Source organism: Ralstonia flatus, assembly GCF_958439105.1.
In the GTDB taxonomy this organism is placed as follows: Bacteria; Pseudomonadota; Gammaproteobacteria; order Burkholderiales; family Burkholderiaceae; genus Ralstonia; species Ralstonia flatus.
On sequence record NZ_CAUDLI010000003.1, the window covers coordinates 622943 to 643640 of the forward strand.

18 protein-coding genes are annotated in these 20698 nt (G+C 62.7%); 9 read left to right on the forward strand and 9 right to left on the reverse strand.

Going from position 1 to position 20698, the window contains the following annotated elements; genetic code table 11:
• Positions 1-9: 9 nt before the first annotated feature.
• From R2676_RS09960 to groES, 3 genes are all read right to left on the reverse strand, one after another.
• Entirely contained in the window at positions 10-1014 is a 1005-nt protein-coding gene (locus R2676_RS09960; protein WP_206275784.1) for a YjgN family protein, read from the reverse strand.
• A gap of 316 nt (positions 1015-1330) precedes the next feature.
• Positions 1331-2974 carry a chaperonin GroEL gene (gene groL, locus R2676_RS09965; RefSeq protein ID WP_009238928.1) on the reverse strand — a complete coding sequence of 548 codons (1644 nt, stop codon included), beginning with the start codon at positions 2972-2974 and terminating at the stop codon, positions 1331-1333.
• 101 nt (positions 2975-3075) lie between these two features.
• Positions 3076-3366, reverse strand: a complete 291-nt coding sequence (gene groES / locus R2676_RS09970; RefSeq protein ID WP_009238929.1) for a co-chaperone GroES — start codon at positions 3364-3366, stop codon at positions 3076-3078.
• Positions 3367-3666: 300 nt separating this feature from the next.
• Between groES and R2676_RS09975 the strand changes: the two genes are divergently transcribed.
• From R2676_RS09975 to R2676_RS09995, 5 genes are read left to right on the forward strand one after another with little or no spacing between them, the layout of a single operon-like run.
• The gene (locus R2676_RS09975) at positions 3667-5079 is read left to right on the forward strand and encodes a cytochrome-c peroxidase (RefSeq protein WP_206275730.1); all 1413 of its coding nucleotides are present in this window, start codon (positions 3667-3669) and stop codon (positions 5077-5079) included.
• Between the two features lie 37 nt (positions 5080-5116).
• Positions 5117-6493 (forward strand): porin, encoded by a 1377-nt coding sequence (locus R2676_RS09980; RefSeq protein WP_206275731.1) that lies wholly within the window; start codon positions 5117-5119, stop codon positions 6491-6493.
• A gap of 35 nt (positions 6494-6528) precedes the next feature.
• Positions 6529-7089 carry an FMN-binding protein gene (locus tag R2676_RS09985; RefSeq protein WP_206275732.1) on the forward strand — a complete coding sequence of 187 codons (561 nt, stop codon included), beginning with the start codon at positions 6529-6531 and terminating at the stop codon, positions 7087-7089.
• Between the two features lie 29 nt (positions 7090-7118).
• Complete coding sequence (locus R2676_RS09990) at positions 7119-7868, forward strand: FAD:protein FMN transferase (protein WP_316857090.1); 750 nt, start codon at positions 7119-7121, stop codon at positions 7866-7868.
• Positions 7869-7886: 18 nt separating this feature from the next.
• Complete coding sequence (locus R2676_RS09995; protein WP_206275734.1) at positions 7887-8363, forward strand: hypothetical protein; 477 nt, start codon at positions 7887-7889, stop codon at positions 8361-8363.
• Positions 8364-8555: 192 nt separating this feature from the next.
• On the opposite strand, the gene R2676_RS10000 is transcribed toward R2676_RS09995, so the two are convergent.
• Positions 8556-9125: a TetR/AcrR family transcriptional regulator gene (locus tag R2676_RS10000; RefSeq protein ID WP_206275735.1), complete on the reverse strand. Its 570-nt coding sequence runs from the start codon at positions 9123-9125 to the stop codon at positions 8556-8558.
• A gap of 134 nt (positions 9126-9259) precedes the next feature.
• Between R2676_RS10000 and R2676_RS10005 the strand changes: the two genes are divergently transcribed.
• The gene (locus tag R2676_RS10005; protein ID WP_206275736.1) at positions 9260-9727 is read left to right on the forward strand and encodes a nuclear transport factor 2 family protein; all 468 of its coding nucleotides are present in this window, start codon (positions 9260-9262) and stop codon (positions 9725-9727) included.
• Positions 9728-9972: 245 nt separating this feature from the next.
• Here R2676_RS10005 and R2676_RS10010 read toward each other — a convergent pair whose 3' ends face one another.
• Positions 9973-10872: a LysR family transcriptional regulator gene (locus tag R2676_RS10010; protein ID WP_206275785.1), complete on the reverse strand. Its 900-nt coding sequence runs from the start codon at positions 10870-10872 to the stop codon at positions 9973-9975.
• Between the two features lie 103 nt (positions 10873-10975).
• Between R2676_RS10010 and R2676_RS10015 the strand changes: the two genes are divergently transcribed.
• Together R2676_RS10015 and R2676_RS10020 are read left to right on the forward strand one after the other, a co-directional pair.
• Entirely contained in the window at positions 10976-11839 is an 864-nt protein-coding gene (locus R2676_RS10015; RefSeq protein WP_206275737.1) for an SDR family oxidoreductase, read from the forward strand.
• Positions 11840-12097: 258 nt separating this feature from the next.
• Positions 12098-13600 carry a GGDEF domain-containing protein gene (locus R2676_RS10020; RefSeq protein ID WP_206275738.1) on the forward strand — a complete coding sequence of 501 codons (1503 nt, stop codon included), beginning with the start codon at positions 12098-12100 and terminating at the stop codon, positions 13598-13600.
• Between the two features lie 25 nt (positions 13601-13625).
• On the opposite strand, the gene R2676_RS10025 is transcribed toward R2676_RS10020, so the two are convergent.
• A complete protein-coding gene (locus R2676_RS10025) occupies positions 13626-14888 on the reverse strand; it encodes a hypothetical protein (RefSeq protein WP_316857092.1) in 1263 nt (420 codons plus the stop codon).
• Positions 14889-15448: 560 nt separating this feature from the next.
• Here R2676_RS10025 and R2676_RS10030 point away from each other — a divergent pair.
• Complete coding sequence (locus R2676_RS10030; RefSeq protein WP_206275739.1) at positions 15449-16366, forward strand: LysR family transcriptional regulator; 918 nt, start codon at positions 15449-15451, stop codon at positions 16364-16366.
• A gap of 48 nt (positions 16367-16414) precedes the next feature.
• Here the strand turns inward: R2676_RS10030 and R2676_RS10035 are convergent, their stop codons facing one another.
• From R2676_RS10035 to R2676_RS10045, 3 genes are all read right to left on the reverse strand, one after another.
• Entirely contained in the window at positions 16415-17197 is a 783-nt protein-coding gene (locus R2676_RS10035) for a substrate-binding domain-containing protein (protein ID WP_206275740.1), read from the reverse strand.
• A gap of 62 nt (positions 17198-17259) precedes the next feature.
• On the reverse strand, positions 17260-18555 hold the full coding sequence (gene tcuC / locus R2676_RS10040) for an MFS transporter (protein WP_206275741.1): 1296 nt from the start codon (positions 18553-18555) through the stop codon (positions 17260-17262).
• A gap of 349 nt (positions 18556-18904) precedes the next feature.
• Positions 18905-20491, reverse strand: coding sequence for an isocitrate lyase (locus R2676_RS10045; RefSeq protein ID WP_316857093.1), 1587 nt, complete (start codon positions 20489-20491; stop codon positions 18905-18907).
• Positions 20492-20698 lie beyond the last annotated feature (207 nt).

Below are 20698 nucleotides of genomic sequence, written 5' to 3' on the forward strand. Positions count from 1 at the left end.
GCCGCGCGTTTACAGCGCGATATCGATGTCGTACCAGTCCACCGTCGCGTCGCCCAGGGCGCCCACGTTGGTGGTTTCACCGGCAACGAAAGTATCGAGCGAACCGGCCGCGATCATCGTCACCGAGTCGACCTTGTAGCGTGCCGTGCGCACACGTGCAAACGGGGTGAACAGACCGATGGTGATCAGGATCAGCACCGCATTGGACACGAAGATCCAGAACAGCTTGCCCGCACCCACCTGGCTCTGGAAGCGATGCGCGCCCAGCGTGGTGTGGTTCCACACCACGTTTTGCAGGCGCGACAGGAAATACGGCGTCAGGAACAGCATCGCGGCATACATGAACAGGCCGATGACGATGAAGCCGAAGATCTGGCCCACGCCCGGCGCGCGGTGAAACGACACGCCCAGCAGCAGCGCGAGGCAGGAGGCCACCACGAACGCCAGTATCGCCAGCCCGAAGGTGCGCAGATACACGCCATAGAAGTTGCCCGGCGTACCGGAAAAATCGAACTGCGCGGTACCAAAGCGGGTGTTCTTGTGCTGGAAGCGCTTGAAGCGCTGGTGCGCCAGCGGTGCGAGCAGGTACAGCGACAGCACGCTCAAGATCGGCCACACCAGAAACACCATGTAACCCTCTGCATCGTTGCCCGTAAAGGCAAAGCGCAGGCCGCGGTAGCTGGAATTGGCCATGCGGAAACGCAGCGAGCGTACAAGCAGCCACGGAAACGCCGCAGCCATCACGATCAGCAGCGCCAGCCCCAGCAGCGGCGACGAATGACCGAGCAGGTTGAACGCAAACGCCAACACGAAGATGATCGCGCGGCCCTTGAGAATGGCGATCGGGCTGCCGTGATAATCGAAGCTCGACCCCGCCAGTTGCGTGTTGCGATAGAAATACTGCAGCGTGCGCACCTTCGCCCAGGCCGAGTAGATGCCCAGCGTGACGATGGTCAGCAGCAGGTTGACGATCCAGATGCGGAAGTACTCCGAGCCGCTGCCGATAAAGCGCAGCCGCAAGGGTTGCGGTGCAGCTGCAGGGGGCCACCCGGGGCGCTGCCCAGGACGGACTCGCGTGCGATGTCGTTCATCTGTATTCCCTTCCCTGAGTTGTTGTCGTGCCCCGCTTCAGGACGCTCATCGAGATCATCGAGACTTGAGGACGCTGAGGCTCGCGGGTGGGCCGATTGTAGCGAAGCCGAGTGCCTGGCTGCGTTAACACCGTCTTAACAAAGCGACCAACAAAAAACCCCGCGGGCTCGCACCCACGGGGTTTTTTGTTTGGAACAGCCATCCCGAAGGATGGCCGGGCCAGGGCCGGTACGGCAAATTACATCATGCCGTCCATGCCGCCCATGCCACCCATGCCGCCCGGCATTGCCGGAGCTGCATCGTCCTTCGGCAGTTCTGCCACGGCGCAATCCGTCGTCAGCATCAGCGAAGCGACCGAAGCGGCGTTCTGCAGCGCGGTGCGGGTCACCTTGGTCGGGTCCAGCACGCCCATTTCCACCAGGTCACCGTACTCGCCGGTGGCGGCGTTGTAGCCGTAGTTGCCCTTGCCTTCGATGACCTTCGACACCACAACCGAAGCCTCGTCGCCAGCGTTGGTGACGATCTGGCGCAGCGGCTCTTCCATGGCGCGCAGCACGATCTTGATACCGGCGTCTTGGTCAGCGTTGGCACCCTTCAGGCCGGAGATCAGTGCACGGGCACGCAGCAGTGCAACACCGCCACCAGCCACGATGCCTTCTTCCACGGCAGCGCGCGTTGCGTGCAGAGCATCTTCCACGCGGGCCTTCTTTTCCTTCATTTCGACTTCGGTGGCAGCGCCAACCTTGATCACGGCAACACCGCCGGCCAGCTTGGCCACGCGCTCTTGCAGCTTCTCACGGTCGTAGTCCGAGGTCGCTTCTTCGATCTGCGCACGCACTTGCTTCACGCGGGCTTCGATGTTGCGGGCATCGCCTGCGCCATCGATGATCGTGGTGTTTTCCTTGCCGATTTCAACGCGCTTGGCTTGGCCCAGGTCGTTCAGGGTTGCCTTTTCCAGGGTCAGGCCGACTTCTTCAGCGATGACCTGGCCGCCCGTCAGGATGGCGATGTCTTCCAGCATGGCCTTGCGGCGGTCGCCGAAGCCCGGAGCCTTCACAGCAGCCGTCTTCAGGATGCCGCGGATGTTGTTCACCACCAGCGTTGCCAGGGCTTCGCCTTCGACGTCTTCAGCGATGATCAGCAGCGGACGGCCAGCCTTGGCCACTTGCTCCAGCACCGGCAGCAGGTCGCGGATGTTGCTGATCTTCTTGTCGAACAGCAGCACGAACGGGTTGTCCAGCTGGACAACTTGCTTTTCCGGGTTGTTGATGAAGTACGGCGACAGGTAGCCGCGGTCGAACTGCATGCCTTCCACGACGTCCAGCTCGTCGGCCAGCGACTTGCCGTCTTCCACGGTGATCACGCCTTCCTTGCCGACCTTGTCCATGGCTTCAGCGATGCGCTGACCGATGGATTCGTCGCTGTTGGCCGAGATGGCGCCAACTTGAGCGATTTCCTTGCTGGTGGTCGTCGGCTTGCTGATCTTCTTCAGCTCTTCGACGGCGGCCGTCACTGCCTTGTCGATGCCGCGCTTCAGGTCCATCGGGTTCATGCCGGCGGCAACGTACTTCATGCCTTCGCGCACGATCGACTGGGCCAGCACCGTTGCGGTGGTGGTGCCGTCACCGGCGTTGTCGCTGGTCTTGGAAGCGACTTCCTTGACCATTTGCGCGCCCATGTTCTGCAGCTTGTCCTTCAGCTCGATTTCCTTGGCGACCGACACACCGTCCTTCGTCACGGTCGGGCCACCGAAGCTGCGCTCCAGCACCACGTTGCGGCCCTTCGGGCCCAGGGTCACCTTCACTGCGTTGGCGAGAATGTTCACGCCTTCGACCATCTTGGCACGTGCGGCGTCGCCGAACACTACGTCTTTAGCTGCCATCTTGAGAATCTCCGAGATCTTTGGATGTTGCCCGCGCGCTCAGTCAGCGGCGCCGGCAATGAGGATTGGGTTACGGGTAAGCGATGCGGCAGAGCGCGTGCTTACTTTTGCACCACGGCCATGATGTCTTCTTCGCGCATGACCAGGACTTCCTGACCATCCACCTTGACGCCCTGGCCGGCGTACTTGCCGAACAGCACGCGGTCGCCGACCTTCACGTCCAGCGCAATCGCATTGCCCTTGTCGTCTTTCTTGCCTGGGCCGACGGCCAGCACTTCGCCTTGATCCGGCTTTTCAGCGGCGGCGTCAGGGATGACGATGCCCGAAGCGGTCTTGGTTTCGTTGTCCAGGCGCTTCACGATCACGCGGTCGTGCAAAGGACGCAGGTTCATACACAACTCCTCAATGCAAAGTGAGTGTTTATTCACAAAACGCGCCGCAGAACGCGGCGCATCGGGAAAGCATCGGGGACTGGAGACATTGTTAGCACTCCTGTCCGGCGAGTGCTAATTATAGGGACGGGGTATTACGATTTCAAGAACGGGGCGAGATTCACTTCTGGGGTGCCCACCGCCACCAGCACAAAGCGCGTGATTTCCCCTGACGATTCCCTTAGAATGCGAACGCGAATTGTTCCTATTACTATTAATCGAGTCGCTTGAGCAGGCCCCAGAGCCTGCCGCGCCAGGGAAATGAAAGACAAAAAAAGTGGAGGGGAAGCCCGTCGCACCTGCAGGCTGGCGGGGGCGTCGTGGCGTGCGGCTTCGTTGCTCGTGGCGACATTGCTAACGGCGTGCGGCGGTGGGGACGGCGGCGCCAGTTCGTCGTCGCCCGCGTCGACATCGGCCGAGACGCTGTCGCCGATGGCGCAGGTGGGCAAGCAGATCTTTTTCGATCAGGCGCTCTCGGCCTCGGGCAAGCAGTCTTGCGCGTCGTGCCATGACCCGTCGCGCGGCTTTACCGATCCCAACAACCTGGCTGTGTCGATCGGCGGGCCGAATTCCGATTTGCCCGGCCTGCGAAACTCACCATCGCTCAATTACGCGTCGTTCACACCGAACTTCAAGGTCGACAGTACCGGCAAGGCTTCCGGCGGTTTCTTCCGCGATGGCCGTTCGGCATCCTTGGCCGATCAGGCGCAGCAGCCGTTCACCAATGCATTCGAGATGGCCAACGCCTCGGCAGACGACGTGCTGAAGACGCTGCTGACGCGCCCCTACCTCGATCAGTTCACGGCGGTGTTCACCGAGGCCGGCATTCAGAACAGTGCGACGGCCATGCAGAGCATCGGTCGCGCGCTGGCAGCATTCCAGAGTGAAGACCCGAGCTTCCACACCTTCGACAGTAAGTTCGACGCCTACCTCGCCGGCAAGACAACGCTGACGGATGCCGAGACGCGCGGCCTGCTGCTGTTCAACAACCCGACCAAGGGAAACTGCAACGCTTGCCATATCTCGACGGGCAAGGGCAGCACGCCGGCGTTGTTTACCGATTTCACGTACGACAACGTCGGTATCCCGCGCAACTGGAGCATCGCCGCCAACCAGGAAGGCACCCCGCTGCCGTACGTGCCGAAGAACGGCGTGGCGCTGGGCAATCCCAACTACAGCTACTACGACCTGGGCATGTGCGGGCCGCTGCGTACCGACTTCCGCGTGGGTGGGTCGACGTGCGGCAAGTTCAAAGTGCCGACGCTGCGCAACATCGCGCTGACGCCACCGTATTTCCACAACGGCGTGTTCCAGACGCTTGATCAGGTGGTGGCGTGGTACATCACGCGCGATACCGACCCGGGCCGCTGGTACGTCAAGGCCGATGGCACGCCCGATGTGCCGTACAACGATCTGCCGGTTGGCTTCGATGCCAACGTGAACGTGGCCGAAGTGCCCTACAACCCAGGCACCGCGCCGTCGCTGACGAACCAGGAAATGAGCGATCTTGTGCATTTCCTGTGCACGCTCACCGATGGATTCGATCCGGCAAACCCGTCGGCCTATCGCGTGCCGGCGCAATGCAATTCCACTGCAGCGAGCGTGGGTGCCGCCCGTATCCAGACCGCCTCTGCCAGCGGAGCCACGCTGAGCAAGACGGCAGCAAGCAAGTAAGCCAATTCAAAATTCCAAGACCAGGGAGCGTCACAGCATGAAACGAACCGCCTTGTCGGCAGCCGCCGTCATTGCGCTGATGGGGGCCGGCGCAGCCGATGCCGCCACCACCGCGCAACTCGAACAGAAACTCGACGCCATGGCCGCGCAGATTGAAGCGCTCAAGGCGGAGCTGAAAGAGGTGAAGGCGCAGAACGCGACGCTCGCCACCCAGCAGCAGACGCAGGCGAAGGCACAGGCACAGCAAACCGCGGCCCTGCAAGACGTGCAGCAGACCGTGCAGACGGCGCAGCTCGCCTCAAGCCGGCCGTCGCCGCTCGACAACCTCACGTTGTGGGGCTACGGCGAAGTCAACTACAGCCGCCCGACGCGCCGCTCCGAAGACACCAAGATGGACCTCGCGCGCGCGGTGTTCGGCATTGGTTACAAGTTCAACGACAAGACGCGCTTCAATTCCGAGTTCGAGATTGAGCACGCTATTGCCTCGTCATCTGACTCGGGTGAATTCGAAGTCGAGCAGTTCTACATCGATCACAAGCTGACCGACAAGATCGGCTTGAATGCAGGCCTGTTCCTGATCCCGAGCGGCTTTATCAACCGCAACCACGAGCCGACCAACTACTACGGCGTCCATCGCAACTTTGTCGAGACGCTGATCATCCCAAGCACGTGGCGTGAGGGCGGTCTCTCGCTGTACGGCGATACCGATTTCGGCCTGAACTGGAACGTTGGCCTGACGACCGGCCTGAACCTCGCCAAGTGGAACTTCAACCCGGAAAACCCGCTGTTCAACTCCGCGCTGGAGATGCAGAACAACGGCGCAGGTCCGCTGCAGCAGACACACCAGGAGCTGGGGCTGGCCAGTGCGAAGAACCTGTCGCAATACGTCGCGCTCAACTACACGGGCATTTCGGGCCTGACGCTCGGCGGCTCCATCTTTACGGGCAAGAGCAGCCGCTCGAGCACCGACGCACCGCTACCGGAGCAGCGCGCCACGCTGTATGAGGCGCACGCTCGCTGGACGCCCGGCAAGTGGGACCTGTCGGCGCTGTACGCACGCGGCACGCTCAGCAACACCGAAGCAGTCAATCAGGCCAACCCGGGCGCAGCCAATCCGATGCCCTCGGCGTTCTATGGCTGGTTCATGCAGGCGGCGTACAACGTGTGGCAAAAGGGCGACTATCGTTTTGCACCGTTTGTCCGCTACGAGCGCTACAACATGGGTGAAAAGTACGCGGGTCTTGCGCCGGGCTTCACTTTCCCTGCCGGTTGGCCCTCGTTGTCCGACACCGTGTACACCATCGGCGCGAACTTCTATCTGAACCCGAACGTGGTCTTCAAGGTGGACTACCAGCGCTTCAAGCAGAACCGCGATTTCTCGCGTGTGGATCTGGGCCTGGGCGTGTCGTTCTAAGCTGCGGGAGCGGCAAATCCAAAGAGGTGCAAGCCATGCGTTACCAGCCAGTGCCCATTGTTCTCGTCTGTGCCGCTGCCGTGGGGGCGCCCGGCATGATCGTCACCAAGGCGTTTGCGGCGGACTACCTGTCCGCTGCCGAGGCCCAGAAAGCAATGTTTCCTGACGCCACAGGCTTCGAGCCGGTGCCGCTCACGCTCTCAGCCGACCAGCTCAGGCAGCTGGCCGAACGTGCGGGCGGCCCGGCCAAGCCGGGTGCGTGGCGCGCATGGCAAGCCAAGCAAGGCGATAAGACGGTCGGCTACTTCGTGACCGACGCCGTCATCGGTAAGTTCGAGCTGATCAATTACGCCGTGGCGCTGAACACGGCCGGCGAGATCAGCGGCGTTGAAATCCTCACCTACCGCGAAAGCCACGGGTACGAGGTGCGCAACAAGCCGTGGCGCGCCCAGTTTCTCGGCAAGTCAGCCAAATCGCCGCTGCGCGTGGGCGACGACATCAACAACATCAGCGGCGCAACGCTGTCGTGCACGCACCTGACCGACGGCATTCGCCGCATTGCGGTGATGGCGCAGTTGGCACTCGTCCAGCGCTGATGCGCGCAACTTGCCGGCGCGCGCGGCCGTTGCTCGGCACACTGGTCGACGTGCGGGCTGAGGGGCCGGAGGCCGAAGCGGCCGTCGCGGCTGCCTTTGACGAAATTGCTGCCGTTCAGGCGCTGCTGAGCTTTCACACCGCGCACAGCGAGTTGCAGGCGATCAACCGCGCGGCGCCGGGCACACGACTGCGCGTTGATCCAAGAACGTTGACGGTGCTGCGCTTGGCCTGCACCTTGCACGAGGCATCCGCACGCGCATTCGATTGCCGCGTTGGCACGCCTGAGCAACTGGCCGATACGCGCTTCCCTGTCGCCTTTGCTGGCGATGTCGTTGACAAGCAGACGCAAGCACGGATGGACCTGGGCGGGATCGCCAAAGGGTATGCCGTCGATTGCGCAATTGAAACGCTGCGCGGCTTTGCTGTGGAAGACGCCGTCGTCAACGCGGGCGGCGATCTACGGCACCACGGCACACGCCCGATGCGTGTGCAGATACGTGACCCACGCAATGCGGCGCGGATCGCCGCAACCGTGCGGCTGCACAATGCCGCGCTCGCCAGTTCAACGGCCGGCGGGCTGGCGGCCGGCCTTGATACCCCATCCCGAATTCATAACGCGGACCGCCTCGCACTTCCGGCTCTCGCAGGCGCAACCGTTCAGGCCCCGAGCTGCGTACTGGCCGATGCGCTGACAAAAATCGTGCTGGCCACGGGGAATGCCGCGCATCCACTGCTTGCCCAGTACGGCGCAGCGGTCACCGTATACTCGCCCGGTTAATCCGCTGCCTCATACACCATGTCTGTTTCTCCGCGTTTTGCCCACCATGTGCGCGAGAGCGCGTTTCGCCTGAGCCGCCGACGGCGGTGGATGGTGTATGGCGTGTTTGCTGTCCTCTTCGTCACTGGCCTGGCTTGGCTCGCACTGCACTTCCTCGACGAAGGGAGCGACACCGGTACGCTCGCGCTGGCGTGGAGCATGAAGCTGCATGGCGCCGCCGCCATGATGAGCTTGTACCTGTTCGGCATGCTGTGGGGCCCGCACATTCGCAACGCGTGGGTGCGGCGGCGCAATCGCACAGCAGGCGCAATGCTGGGCTCACTGACGATCGCGCTGGTACTGACGGGTTACGCGTTGTACTACGTCAATGGCGAACTGATGCGCCAGAGCGCAGAAGTGTTGCACTGGTCGGCAGGCATGGTGGTGTGTATCGCCCTGTGGATCCACATTGCGATCGGACGTCGCAAACGCAAGACGCCCCCTTTTCAGATCTGAGCGGCGTATCGCTCCGAAGGGATTGAGCCGCGAGGCAATGTTGCCGGTTGTCCCCGGGAAATAAACCGCATGAGCGATGGATCGTTCGTCGATTGCTCTACGCCTCACCGCAAGTAACGGCCTCAACATAGGGGACAAGCTTTGCAGCCTTGACCTCGAGCGCTTCCAGCTCGCCCCGCGCACAACCTACGCCTACACCTTCCCCTTGAGAAGCGGCTCGGCAAGTTGTTTGAGTGCATCCAGAACGGTACGCAAAGGCTGCCCCATCTGAGCGTGGACGATGGCGCCATCCACGGCCAAACTCAGCGCTCTCGCCCGCGCCGGTCGTCCTGCTCCATGCAGCAGAAGCGTCTCGAACGCCGCGGTCATTTCCTCTTTGTGGCGCCTCGCCAGTTCAACCGCTTCAGGAAGCTCGACGGCGGCGTTGATGAACGCGCAACCGCGAAAGTCCGGGTGACGCCACCACTCGTTGAAGGTCGCCAGCAGGGCATCGAGCGGGGAGCTTCCCGAACTGAGATGTCGCTCCAACGTTGCCCGAAGCCATCGCATCCAGTTGTCGTGGCGGAAATTCAGGTAAGCCGTAATGAGGTCGCTCTTGCTCGGGTAGTGCCGATAAAACGTCGCCTTCGCAACCTGGGATACCTCAATGACGCGGTCAATACCGGTTGCACGAATGCCTTCACGATAGAAGAGGTCGTGCGCAGTCAACAGGATGCGCTCACGGGCGGAGAAGTCGCTGGGGGCACGGGTTTCAGAGGTCATAGCGGGCATTGTAGACAAGTTTGTCTGCCTTGGATGTGTGGGCGCAAATTTGACCTAGACAGATCTGTCTCTATGCACTACCTTTGCACCTAGACAGATCTGTCTACACTGACCAACAACCACATGGAGTTGCCATGGAAGCTCGCCCGCCCCTGCCCCCATTCACTCGCGAAACCGCCATGCAAAAGGTTCGGCTGGCAGAAGACGCGTGGAATACACGTGAACCCGCTCGCATCGTCCTGGCATACAGCGCGGATACCCGCTGGCGTAACCGTACGGAATTTCCTGTCGGCCGGGAACAAGCGCAGGCGCTCCTGGAGCGGAAGTGGAAACGCGAACTGGACTACCGCCTGATCAAGGAATTGTGGGCGTTCGAGGGAAACCGTATCGCCGTGCGTTTCGCCTACGAGTGGCACGACGACGCTGGCCAGTGGTATCGCAGCTATGGCAATGAGAACTGGGAATTCGACGAACAAGGCCTGATGACGCATCGCCATGCGAGCATCAACGACCTCCCGATCAAGGAAGCCGACAGGAAGTTCTTGTGGCCCCTGGGGCGCCGCCCGGAGGACCACCCCGGTTTGTCCGACCTGGGACTCTGAGTTTCGCGCGGGCTACGGTCTTGCCGAGTGTGGCCGCTCTGAGAGGGCGGCCAGCGCATGTTGTGACGACGGTGGGCAGCTTCACCCTCAAACACTGAAGCTTCACCCTCAAACACTCGAACCCCACGGTCCAAGCCTCGCGTTCCACGCTTAAACACTGGCGCAGCGAACGGGAAGCCCGTCGCCCATTTCGTCTTCAAGGCCGGCGTCTCCTGGAACTGCCGTGGCAGCTTGCCACCTGCATCCTACGGCGACGAACGGATAAAGGCCGCCAGCTCTTGCGGCTCGCCCGTCGGAAAAGCGTCTTTGAGATGCTCGAGAAAAGCGGAAACGCGGGGGCTCAGCAACCGTCTGGACGGATACAGCGCCCAGACCGAGATATCTGACCCCTCCAGATCGCCCCAATGCACCAGCGTGCCGGCCTCCAGGTCCTGCGCCACGAGCGACACCGGCAGGCAGGCGGCGCCCACACCAAGACGGACGGTGTCGCGCACCATGATGAGCGACGACAGCTGCGCGACCGGCCTGATGCCGATACGCGACTTGCCCTCCGGCCCAGTGATATCCCAGGCTGCGGCCGCATTGGCGGGGCCACGAAGAACGGCCGGCGTCACGGCTTGACCCGACGGCCGCTCCAGTCCGGGTCCGGCCACGACGACCAGGCGATCACGCAGAAACACGCGTCCGATCAGGCTCTCGTCCGGGGCCGGGTTGACGCGGATGACGAGGTCATACCCCTCTTCGATCATGTCGACGCCGCGGTCTTCGGTGGTCACCTCCAACTGCACCTCGGGATATTTCAGCGCAAACGTTGCCACCAGCTTGCCCATGGCCACCTGCGAAAACAGCATGGGCGCGCTGATGCGCAGACGTCCGCGCGGCCGTTCGCTGCCTGATGCAATTGCAGCGGCGGTTTCAGCGATCTCGGCGAGCAGCGTGCCCGTACGCTCGTACAGCGCATGGCCCTCCTGGGTGAGCTTGAGCCCGCGCGAACCGCGCTCGAACAGCCGAAGATCGAGACTGCCCTCCAGCTCCGAGACCCGGCGAGAGAGCGTCGCCTTCGGCCGCCCCGTCGCCCGGGCGGCCTCGCCAAAGCTTCCATGTCGGGCAACGAGGTTGAAATCCGCAAGCGCCAGCCAATCCATATGTTCCACCGTTGAGACACCCTGTCTATTTATAGCATCTTCCGGACCACATATGGATCACCTACCTTAGCTGGGAACCCAACCCACTCAAGGAGTGAACATCATGACCATCCTCGTTACTGGTGCTACCGGCCGCGTCGGCCGCCAAGTCGTCCATCAACTGGCTCACCGCGGTGCGGACGTGCGCGCGCTGGTTCGCGACCCCGCAAAAGCCGACTTCCCGCCCGGCGTGAACGTCGTGCAGGGCGACATGCTGGATCTGGACTCGCTGCGGCGTGCCTTTGTCGGCGTCCGGACCCTGTTCCTGCTCAATGCGGTCGCAGGGGACGAATTCACACAGGCCTTGCTTGCGCTGAACGTGGCGCGCGAATCCGGCGTTGAGCGCGTCGTCTATCTGTCGGTCATGCACGCCGAGCGCTTCGTGAACGTGCCGCACTTTGCAGTGAAGTCCGGCGCGGAACGCATGATCGAGCAGATGGGCTTCAGCGCCACCATCCTGCGTCCGGCCTACTTCATGGACAACGAACACATGGTCAAGGACGTCATCTTCAACCATGGCGTCTACCCGATGCCGATCGGCAGCAAGGGCGTTGCGATGGTCGACACGCGCGACATCGCGGAAGTCGCGGCCATCGAGTTGATCCGCCGGCATGCGGCGCCGGGCAAGCTGCCGATCGAGATCCTCAACCTCGTGGGCCCCGATACGCTGACGGGCCCCGAGCTGGCCTCGATCTGGTCAGAAACCCTCGGCCGCCCCGTGGCCTACGGCGGCGACGACCCGACCGGATTCGAGCACAACCTGACGAACTTCCTGCCCAAGTGGATGGCTTATGAGATGCGCCTGATGGCCGAACGGTATGTCAGCGACGGCATGGTGCCGCAGGCGGGCGATGTCGAGCGTCTGACCGCCCTGCTGGGCCGGCCGCTGGGCTCGTATCGCGATTTCGCTGCGACGCTCGCACGCTGAGCCGCGCGGGTATGGGCGGGTATGGGCGGCTGGGGCCGACTGGCGAAGCGGCGGATGCCCCTGCCCGCCTCCGCGCTTTGTGTCCGGCGGGCGGGGCTTCCAACAGAAACCGCTCGCTGGACTGCAGTTTTGCTGTCTTGTGCCGATAACCAGCGGTGACGGCGTGCCCCACACCTATCAATACCGTCCCCAAGATCGACCGCACGATGCCCCGTCGACCCGGCAGCGTTGCGGTTTGTCGTCGCCCAAGACCACGACATGTCCCTTCGCCCCCTTGCCCAACGGCTGGCCACATCGGCAGGCCACCATCCCTTGATCGTTGGTGCACTCGGAACGTTGCTGACATTCATTGTCCTGGCAATCAGTGTGCTGACCCTGTGGGCCAACCGTGAAACGGCCATCGAGCACGCACACGACACCTCGAAGAACGTCGCTGCCGTTCTGGCCAGCCACATCTCGCGCACCGTTGAATCGGCAGATCAATCGCTGCAGACGCTGATCGCCGCGCTCGACAAACCCGGCATCCGCAACCTCGATCCGGACGTCCGGCACGATCTGCTGTTCAGCCCGACGGCCTCCGCCCGGTATGTCACGGGCATGGGCGTGACCGACGACAAGGGCCAGCTCGTCGACGGTTGCTGCTCCCTCACGCACCGGTGGGATTTCAGCGACCGCGACTACTTCCTCGTCCATCGCGACCACGCAAACGATGGGCTCTACGTGTCCGCCGTCTACAAGGCCCGGTCACGCGCAGGGGTGGAGGCCATCGCGCTGAGCCGAAGGATGAACCGCCGGGATGGCACGTTTGCCGGCACCGCGCTGGTGGCAATCGACCTCGACTACTTCCGCCAGCTTCTTGAGAAGCTCGATGTCGGGCCGCGCGGCATCACGGCCATCGTCCGCACCGACGGAACGCTGGTGGCGAGAAATCCGCCGCCCAGCGCAGCGCGCGCGCTCAATCTCAGCAAATCGCTGACGTTCCCGCGCATGGTCAACCAGGAGTCCGGCTTCTATGTGGCGCCGTCGGCCAGCGACGGCGTGCTCCGCCTCTATACGTTCCAACGCGTGCCGGGCACACCGTTCATCGCCGTGGTCGCGCCGGCCATGAGCGATGCGCTTGCGGCCTGGCGGCGGCTGTCATGGATCGTCGGGCTGTCGTCGCTGTCGGTGAGTCTTGCGTTCTGCGCAGGCGTCTGGCTCCTGGCTTTTGCGCTGCGGGGCCGCGTGATGGCGGAAGCCCACCTGCGCGAGCTTACGCAAACCGATCCGCTCACCGGCCTGAAGAACAGGCGCGCTCTGGATGTCGCGCTGGAAAACGAGTGGGATCGCCTGCAACGGAACGACAGTCGCCTATCCGTGCTCTTCGTCGATGCCGATCACTTCAAACGCTATAACGACGAGCACGGTCATGCTCAGGGCGACATCGCGCTCCAGTACCTCGCCCAGTGCATCTCCAAGCATGTGCGACGACGCGGCGATCTCGCGGCCCGATATGGCGGTGAGGAATTCGTGGTGCTGTTGCCTGATACGGGCGAGGCGGGCGCCACGCGCATCGCCGAAGCCATCCGTGCCGAAGTGGAAGGCACAGGCGCGTCCGTGGGCAACACAGGACTGGCCCCTTTCACCGTGAGCGTCGGTTGCGCGACCGCGCGGCGCTCGAGCTTCCCGTCGCTGACCGCATTGACCAAGGCTGCGGACGATGCGCTCTACGAAGCCAAGCGCAAAGGCCGCAACCGCGTTGACTACGCCACGGCTCCCTAGCCTCGCATCAGCCCCGCCCGCCCGGTTATTGCAGGGTGGCGCCGCCCCCGCCGAGATACAGACCGAGCAGCCGCGCGAACTGGCCGCCGTCGGTGTTGATCGTGGTCTGGTACGTGCCGCCCGAGCCAAAGACGATGGCAAAGGTATGGCCGGTGCCGTATTCCTGCGTGTTGCGCAGCATGTAGTCGACGCGGTTGTCGCGGTAGTGCTGATTGGTGCCGCCCGGCGTGCTGGACGGCACGCCCAGCGGCGTCTGCCACCACAGAATGGGCAGCCCATTCCCCAACGCAGTCCGATAGTCCAGGTAACTGGTTTGCGACTGATGGAAATTGGGCGTGTTGACGTTGTTCTCATCCCAATAGAACGTACCGCCGCGGCCCGTGCACTCCGACACGGCGGCAGCTTCCAGGCAGCCGGCGTCACGGTCGCTGGTCTGGGCGACGATGAAGTCAGCCTGGTGCGCGGCCGCAGCGCGCATTTCGCCCGCAACCGCAGTCGGCGATCCCGACCAGAACGCGGGCGGGAATCCGATCAGCGCCTTGGGTGCGATCTGGCGCGCCATCTGCACCAGGCACTGCCCGATACCGGCGGCGGTGTTGGGCAGGCTGCTGCATTCCGGCTGGCTGTTCACCACCGCGGGCATCTGCGTGGGGTCGTGGCTCGGGGCCTGCGCCCACACGTAGCCCCAGAAGTCGGGCTCCAGGTTGACCAGCACGGGCGCATTCAGCGCAGCAATGCGTTGATACATCAATCGCGCCTGGCTCCAGTACGTGTTCATGAACGTCGCATCGGTGATGCCGCTCAGGTTGCCGTCACCGTTCTGCGCCATCTGGTAGAACGTGAACATCGGGGTGGCGCCATAGGTCTGGGCAGCTTGCGCGGCATACGTGATGTACGCGCCGTCAGGGCTGTTCCAGTAGGGCCACGAACCCGGCCCGGCCCCCACGAGGTAGACGTCGATGATGTCAGGCCGAATGCCCTGGCTCTGCATATCCGAAATCGACTGGCCCGAACCCAGGCCGACGAGCACGCGCGAAGGCTTGCCCAATTTCTGAACGAGCGCGGCGCTGGCCGACAGGCTGGGCGTGCCGCCGCCGGTGCTTCCACCGCCGTTCCCACCGGTCTGACCGCCAGGGGTACCACCGTTGCTGCCCCCGTTGGTGCCGCCTTGCGTCCCCGTGCCACCGCTCGTGCTGCCGGCCTGCGTGCTATCGGATCCGCCACCACAGCCCGCCAACGCAAACGCAATCGCTGCGACGGCAATCCATCGTTGAGAAAACACGATCATCAAAGAAATCCTTGAAAGAAGAGATGCATCTGGTATCTGGTTGCTGGGCCCTCCATCGACCCCGCGGCATTCAATTCGCCATGCGCGATGCCATCTGTGCAGCGCTGAATGCGCCGCGGTAGATGCGGAGTCATCGACAGGGCCTTCGCGCGTCGAAGCGTCGATGCGAAACGCTGACCATGCTCCCCAGCCGGCAAGCCTCTTCCAACAACGGTGCCCCGGACACCTGCTTGTTGCACATACACCCTCCCAACTTTTTTGTTGTCGTCAAACCGTGCGCAAGGCTGCACGAACCGTGCCACACCCCCTACGAAAGAGGGGTGACATGCTTGGTGCGACATGTGACACGAAGCGTCGGCGCATTTCAACGCATTGGCAGGTTTGATGAGCTTTTTTGATAAAGCGCTTGAGCGCTGTCGCGCGCGGCCCCTTGGAATCTGCGCCCCGTGTCGGTGCGCAGCGTTCAACTGGGCGAGCGCCTGCCGCGGGCCGCCGGAGACGTGTCACCCCCGTGATAAATCGCGCAAAATGCTGCGCATCTGGGATGTGGAGGCTGGCCAGTGGGCATCAATTTCGATTTGACGGACTTGCAGGCGTTTCGCGCGGTGGTGGAGTTGGGCAACTTCCGCAAGGCCGCGGAGGCGATCAGCATCTCCCAGCCCGCGTTGAGCCGTCGAATCGAAAAGCTCGAAAGCGCGCTCGGCGTGCCCCTGTTTGAGCGCACCACACGCAGCGTCACGCTCACCACCGTCGGCCGCGTGTTCGCCCGCAGCGCCGAACAACTGCTCGACGACCTCGACGTGGCGCTGCTGGGTATTCGCGATATTTCATCGAGCCGCCTGGGGCAAGTGACCATCGCCTGCGTGCCGTCGGTGGCCTACTACTTTCTGCCGAACCTGATTGCGCGCTATCACCGCCGGTTTCCGCGCATCCGCGTCAAGCTGCTGGATGCGAGCGCGAACGAAGTGCTGGGGGCCGTCATCAGCGGCGAAGCAGACTTTGGCCTGAGCTTCATGGGCAGCCAGGAGCCCGAGATCGAATTCAAGATGCTCCTGCAGGAGCGGTTTGTTGCCGCGTGCCGGCGCGACCACCCGCTCGCCCGGAAAAAGCGCGTGACGTGGAACGAGCTTTACGAACACGAATACGTGTCAGTGGACAAGACCTCCGGCAACCGGCTGCTGCTCGATCAGGCGCTGTCGGCCGTGGCACCGCGTGCGCCAAGCGTCTGTGAGACGCGGCACGTCACGACCATGCTGGGGTTGGTGGAAGCGGGGCTGGGTGTGGCTGCGGTGCCATCGATGGCCATGCCGGGGCATGACCATCCGATCCTGACAAGCGTGCCGCTGGTGGAGCCTGTCGTGAAGCGGCGCGTGGGCATCGTGAAGCGGCGCGGCCGGGCATTGACGCCCGCCGCAGAAGCGTTTCACCAGATGATCATTGAAGCGAAACGCGGCGGCGTGACGACAGGCGATGCATGAAGAACAAACAAACGCGCTTGGCTTGACGCGCCGCGCGGGCGCGCCATCTCAATGCGCCGGCACAGAATCCAGCCCGGTCGATTTCACGTCCGCCTGCACGGCGGGCGAAGCGAGATAGTCAAGAAGCGCCTTGGCTTCCTTCGGATGCTGTGCGCCGACGGGGATGCCTGCAGCGAAGCGCGTCACAGATTGCAGCGACTCCGGGATCTTCCCGACGAAGGTTGCACCCGGGACCGGCAGCAGCTCGCTCACTTGCTGGAAGCCGATTTCGTAGTCGCCCGTCGCCACCACGGATGCCACCGGAATGCGCGGAATCATCTTCGCCTTTGCCTTGACCTGCTCTTCAATGCCCAACTTCTTGAACAGCTCGCGCTCGATATAGACGCCGCTTGCGCTGTCCGAGTAGGCGATCGACTTGGCATGCAGCAGCACTTGCTTGAGGGCCTCGGGTGAGCTGATATCGGGCTTGGCCGCACCTTCGCGCACCACCATGCCGATGCGCGAGTCGGCCAGTTCCACGCGCGAATCCGGGATGACCTTGCCGTGCTTGATCAGATCGTCGAGTGCGTAGCCGACCATGATCACGGCATCGGCAGGTTCGCCGCGTGCGAGCCGATTCGGAATCGCTTCGGGCGACTTGCCCATCGACGGGCCGAGTGCAGTGTCGAGCGTGTTGCCCGTCTGCGCGGTGAACTTGGGCCCAAGCAGCTTATAGGCGGCCGTAAAGCCACCGGAACTCATGACGTGCAGTTCAGCAGCGTGGACGGTGGCTGCCACCGCCGAGGTTGCAACGAGCGCGGCTGCGCACAGGTTCCGAAACAGAGTCTTCATGGTGAGGGTCATGCCAGGTCGTACGTGTTTGTGAATATGCGAAACGCAGGATGCGCTGGGCGTCAGTGCGCCGGCACCAGCGTCACTGCACGGCGGCGATAGAGCGTCAACGTTGCCAGGAGCGCGCACGCGGCGGCAAGGCTCATCCAGTAGCCGGGAGCGGCCTTGTCGCCGGTCATATGGATGGCCGCTGTCGAGATGGCCGGTGTAAAGCCGCCGAACACTGCCGTGGCGAGGCTGTAGGCGAGCGAGAACCCGGCAACGCGCACCTGCACGGGCATCACTTCCGTAAGCGCAACGACCATCGCGCCGTTGTAGAGGCCGTACATGAACGACAGCCACAGCAGCACGAGCAGCATGTTCGTGAAGCTGGGCGCGTGCGCGAGGAACGAAAGCGCCGGGTATGCCGTGGCGATGGTCAGCACCGTCATGCCGATCAGCAGGGGCCGACGGCCGATCCTGTCGGAAAGCGCACCGCCAATCGGCAGCCACACAAAGTTCGACACCCCAACGCAGAGCGTCACGAGCAGGCTGTCGGCCGTACTCAGATGCAAGACGGTTTTGCCGAACGTCGGCGCGTAGACAGTGATGAGGTAGAAGCTCGTCGTGGTCATTGCCACCAGCATCATCCCGGCGAGCACGACGCCCCAGTTTTGCAGCAGCGTGCCGAACACCTCCTTCATGCTCGGACGATGCTTGCGCGCCTTGAACTCCTGCGTTTCTTCAAGATTGCGGCGCAGCACGAAGATGAACGGCACGATCATGCAACCGACGAAGAACGGCACACGCCATCCCCATGCGGCGATGGCCGGTGCACTGAGCCATTGGTTCAGCGCGAAGCCCAAACCTGCCGCCACGACGATGGCGACCTGCTGGCTGGCGGACTGCCAGCTCGTGAAAAAGCCCTTGCGGCCCGGCGTGGCCATCTCGGCCAGATAGACCGATACGCCGCCGAGCTCCGCACCGGCCGAGAAGCCCTGGAGGAGACGCCCCAGTAACACGAGCGCCGGTGCCAAGAGACCAATCGTGGCGTAGCCGGGAACGAACGCGATCAGCACCGTCCCGCTTGCCATGATGGACAGCGTGACGATGAGCCCCTTGCGGCGGCCAACGTCGTCAATGTAGGCGCCGAGCACGATCGCGCCGAGCGGCCGCATCAGAAAGCCGGCGCCAAAAACAGCGAACGTCATCATCAGCGAGGCGAACTCGCTTTCGGTCGGAAAGAAGACGTTGGCGATCTGCGTGGCGTAGAAGCCGAACAGGAAGAAGTCGAACTGCTCCAGGAAATTCCCGGCGGTGACGCGGAAGACCGCAGCGGCCTTGGATTGCCCGGTCGACGGGCTGGACGGGGGGTACATCGAGGTGTCTCCTGGAAGCCAAAAAAAGAATACGCCGTTGGACGGCGCTTGTCGTTTTGGCAATGTTCGCCGGGAGACCCACAAACGAGAAGTGCAATTTTCGGAAGGATTGATGTGCTTTGGTTATCAATCTATCCATCGATTGGGGGCAGCGGTGCCTTGCGCTTGCCGCACGCTGAAGCGCTCCCGATACAGACCGGGCGTGATGCCAAGCCGCTTCTGGAACACCCGGTGCAATGCGTGGACGCGGCCAAAAGCGGATGAAGCGGCCAAACCTTTCTGCCAGACAAAAAAAACGCCAACCCGCAATGGGTTGGCGTTGTGCTTTGGGTAGGACCTTGGCCGTGAATCAGTGGAACTGGTTCATGGTGTTGTCTTTACCTGCCGCCTTCAGCGCTGCTTCGCCGCTGAAGTATTCCTTGTGGTCGTCGCCGATGTCCGAGCCCGACATGTTCTGGTGCTTAACGCAGGCGATGCCTTGGCGGATTTCCTTGCGCTGCACGCCCGCCACGTAGCCGAGCATGCCCTGGTCGCCGAAGTATTCCTTGGCCAGGTTGTCGGTCGACAGCGCGGCGGTGTGGTACGTCGGCAGCGTGATCAGGTGATGGAAGATGCCGGCTTCGCGCGATGCATCGGCCTGGAACGTACGGATCTTCTCGTCGGCCAGCTTCGCCAGTTCGCTGTCGTCGTACTCGGCGCTCATCAACTGGCCGCGCTCGTAGGCCGACACGTCCTTGCCTGCTTCCTTCATCGCGTCATACACCTGCTGACGGAAGTTCAGCGTCCAGTTGAACGACGGGCTGTTGTTGTACACCAGCTTGGCGTTCGGGATGACCTTGCGGATTTCCTTGACCATGCCGCCGATCTGGCCGATGTGCGGCTTTTCGGTTTCGATCCACAGCAGGTCGGCACCGTTCTGCAGCGCGGTGATGCAGTCGAGCACGCAGCGTGCTTCGCCCGTGCCGGCGCGGAACTGGAACAGGTTGCTCGGCAGGCGCTTCGGACGCAGCAGCTTGCCGTCACGCTTGATGACGACGTCGCCATTGCCCAGTTGGTCGGCCGACAGTTCTTCGCAATCGAGGAACGAGTTGTACTGGTCGCCCAGGTCGCCCGGCTCCTTGGTCACGGCAATCTGCTTGGTCAGGCCGGCGCCCAGCGAATCGGTACGGGCGACGATGATGCCGTCGTCCACGCCCAGTTCCAGGAACGCGTAGCGGATCGCGCGGATCTTGGCGAGGAAGTCCTCGTGCGGCACGGTGACCTTGCCATCCTGGTGGCCGCACTGCTTCTCGTCCGACACCTGGTTTTCAATCTGGATGCAGCAGGCGCCCGCTTCGATGAACTGCTTGGCCAGCAGGTACGTGGCTTCTGCGTTGCCGAAACCAGCGTCGATGTCGGCAATGATGGGCACGACGTGCGTGACGTGGTTGTCGATCTTTTCCTGGATGGCGGCCTTGGCGGCGGCGTCCTTGGCAGCGTCCAGCTCGCGGAACAGGCCGCCCAGTTCACGGGCGTCGGCCTGGCGCAGGAAGGTGTACAGCTCGCGGATCAGCGCGCTGACCGAAGTCTTCTCGTGCATCGATTGGTCCGGCAGCGGGCCGAACTCCGAGCGCAGCGCAGCGACCATCCAGCCCGACAGGTACAGGTAGCGGCGTTCGGTGCTCTTGAAGTGCTTCTTGATGGATATCATCTTCTGCTGGCCGATGAAGCCGTGCCAGCAACCGAGCGACTGCGTGTACTTCGACGGATCGGCGTCGTAGGCGGCCATGTCGGCACGCATGATCTTGGCGGTGTACTTGGCGATGTCCAGACCCGTCTTGAACTTGTTCTGGGCACGCATGCGGGCCGCGTACTCGGGGTTGATCGCATTCCATGCGCTGCCGTAGGTTTCTTTCAGACCGGCAACTGCCTTGATGTCGTCTTGATACTGGGCCATGTCAATTTCCTGGAAATAAAGCGCGTTTGAGAAGAATCGGTTGCGTGTGCAGCTACGGGTTTCGAAGCGAGCAGCATGGATTTATTGTAGGTCGCCTTTGACGCGTCGCAGCAAGGTCTTATATAAGACATAAGAGTTAGTTTTTCTTTATTTTTCAATGAGATAGACCACTTATTTTGCGATGCGGAATGGTTTTTCAGCAAACGG

Excerpts from the sequence above, each read along its gene's own strand:
- groL (WP_009238928.1), bottom strand. The coding sequence starts at position 2,974 with ATGGCAGCTAAAGACGTAGTGTTCGGCGACGCCGCACGTGCCAAGATG.
- groES (WP_009238929.1), bottom strand. The coding sequence starts at position 3,366 with ATGAACCTGCGTCCTTTGCACGACCGCGTGATCGTGAAGCGCCTGGAC.
- R2676_RS09975 (WP_206275730.1), top strand. The coding sequence starts at position 3,667 with ATGAAAGACAAAAAAAGTGGAGGGGAAGCCCGTCGCACCTGCAGGCTG.
- R2676_RS09980 (WP_206275731.1), top strand. The coding sequence starts at position 5,117 with ATGAAACGAACCGCCTTGTCGGCAGCCGCCGTCATTGCGCTGATGGGG.
- R2676_RS09985 (WP_206275732.1), top strand. The coding sequence starts at position 6,529 with ATGCGTTACCAGCCAGTGCCCATTGTTCTCGTCTGTGCCGCTGCCGTG.
- R2676_RS09995 (WP_206275734.1), top strand. The coding sequence starts at position 7,887 with ATGTCTGTTTCTCCGCGTTTTGCCCACCATGTGCGCGAGAGCGCGTTT.
- R2676_RS10000 (WP_206275735.1), bottom strand. The coding sequence starts at position 9,125 with ATGACCTCTGAAACCCGTGCCCCCAGCGACTTCTCCGCCCGTGAGCGC.
- R2676_RS10005 (WP_206275736.1), top strand. The coding sequence starts at position 9,260 with ATGGAAGCTCGCCCGCCCCTGCCCCCATTCACTCGCGAAACCGCCATG.
- R2676_RS10010 (WP_206275785.1), bottom strand. The coding sequence starts at position 10,872 with ATGGATTGGCTGGCGCTTGCGGATTTCAACCTCGTTGCCCGACATGGA.
- R2676_RS10015 (WP_206275737.1), top strand. The coding sequence starts at position 10,976 with ATGACCATCCTCGTTACTGGTGCTACCGGCCGCGTCGGCCGCCAAGTC.
- R2676_RS10020 (WP_206275738.1), top strand. The coding sequence starts at position 12,098 with ATGTCCCTTCGCCCCCTTGCCCAACGGCTGGCCACATCGGCAGGCCAC.
- R2676_RS10025 (WP_316857092.1), bottom strand. The coding sequence starts at position 14,888 with ATGATCGTGTTTTCTCAACGATGGATTGCCGTCGCAGCGATTGCGTTT.
- R2676_RS10035 (WP_206275740.1), bottom strand. The coding sequence starts at position 17,197 with ATGAAGACTCTGTTTCGGAACCTGTGCGCAGCCGCGCTCGTTGCAACC.
- tcuC (WP_206275741.1), bottom strand. The coding sequence starts at position 18,555 with ATGTACCCCCCGTCCAGCCCGTCGACCGGGCAATCCAAGGCCGCTGCG.
- R2676_RS10045 (WP_316857093.1), bottom strand. The coding sequence starts at position 20,491 with ATGGCCCAGTATCAAGACGACATCAAGGCAGTTGCCGGTCTGAAAGAA.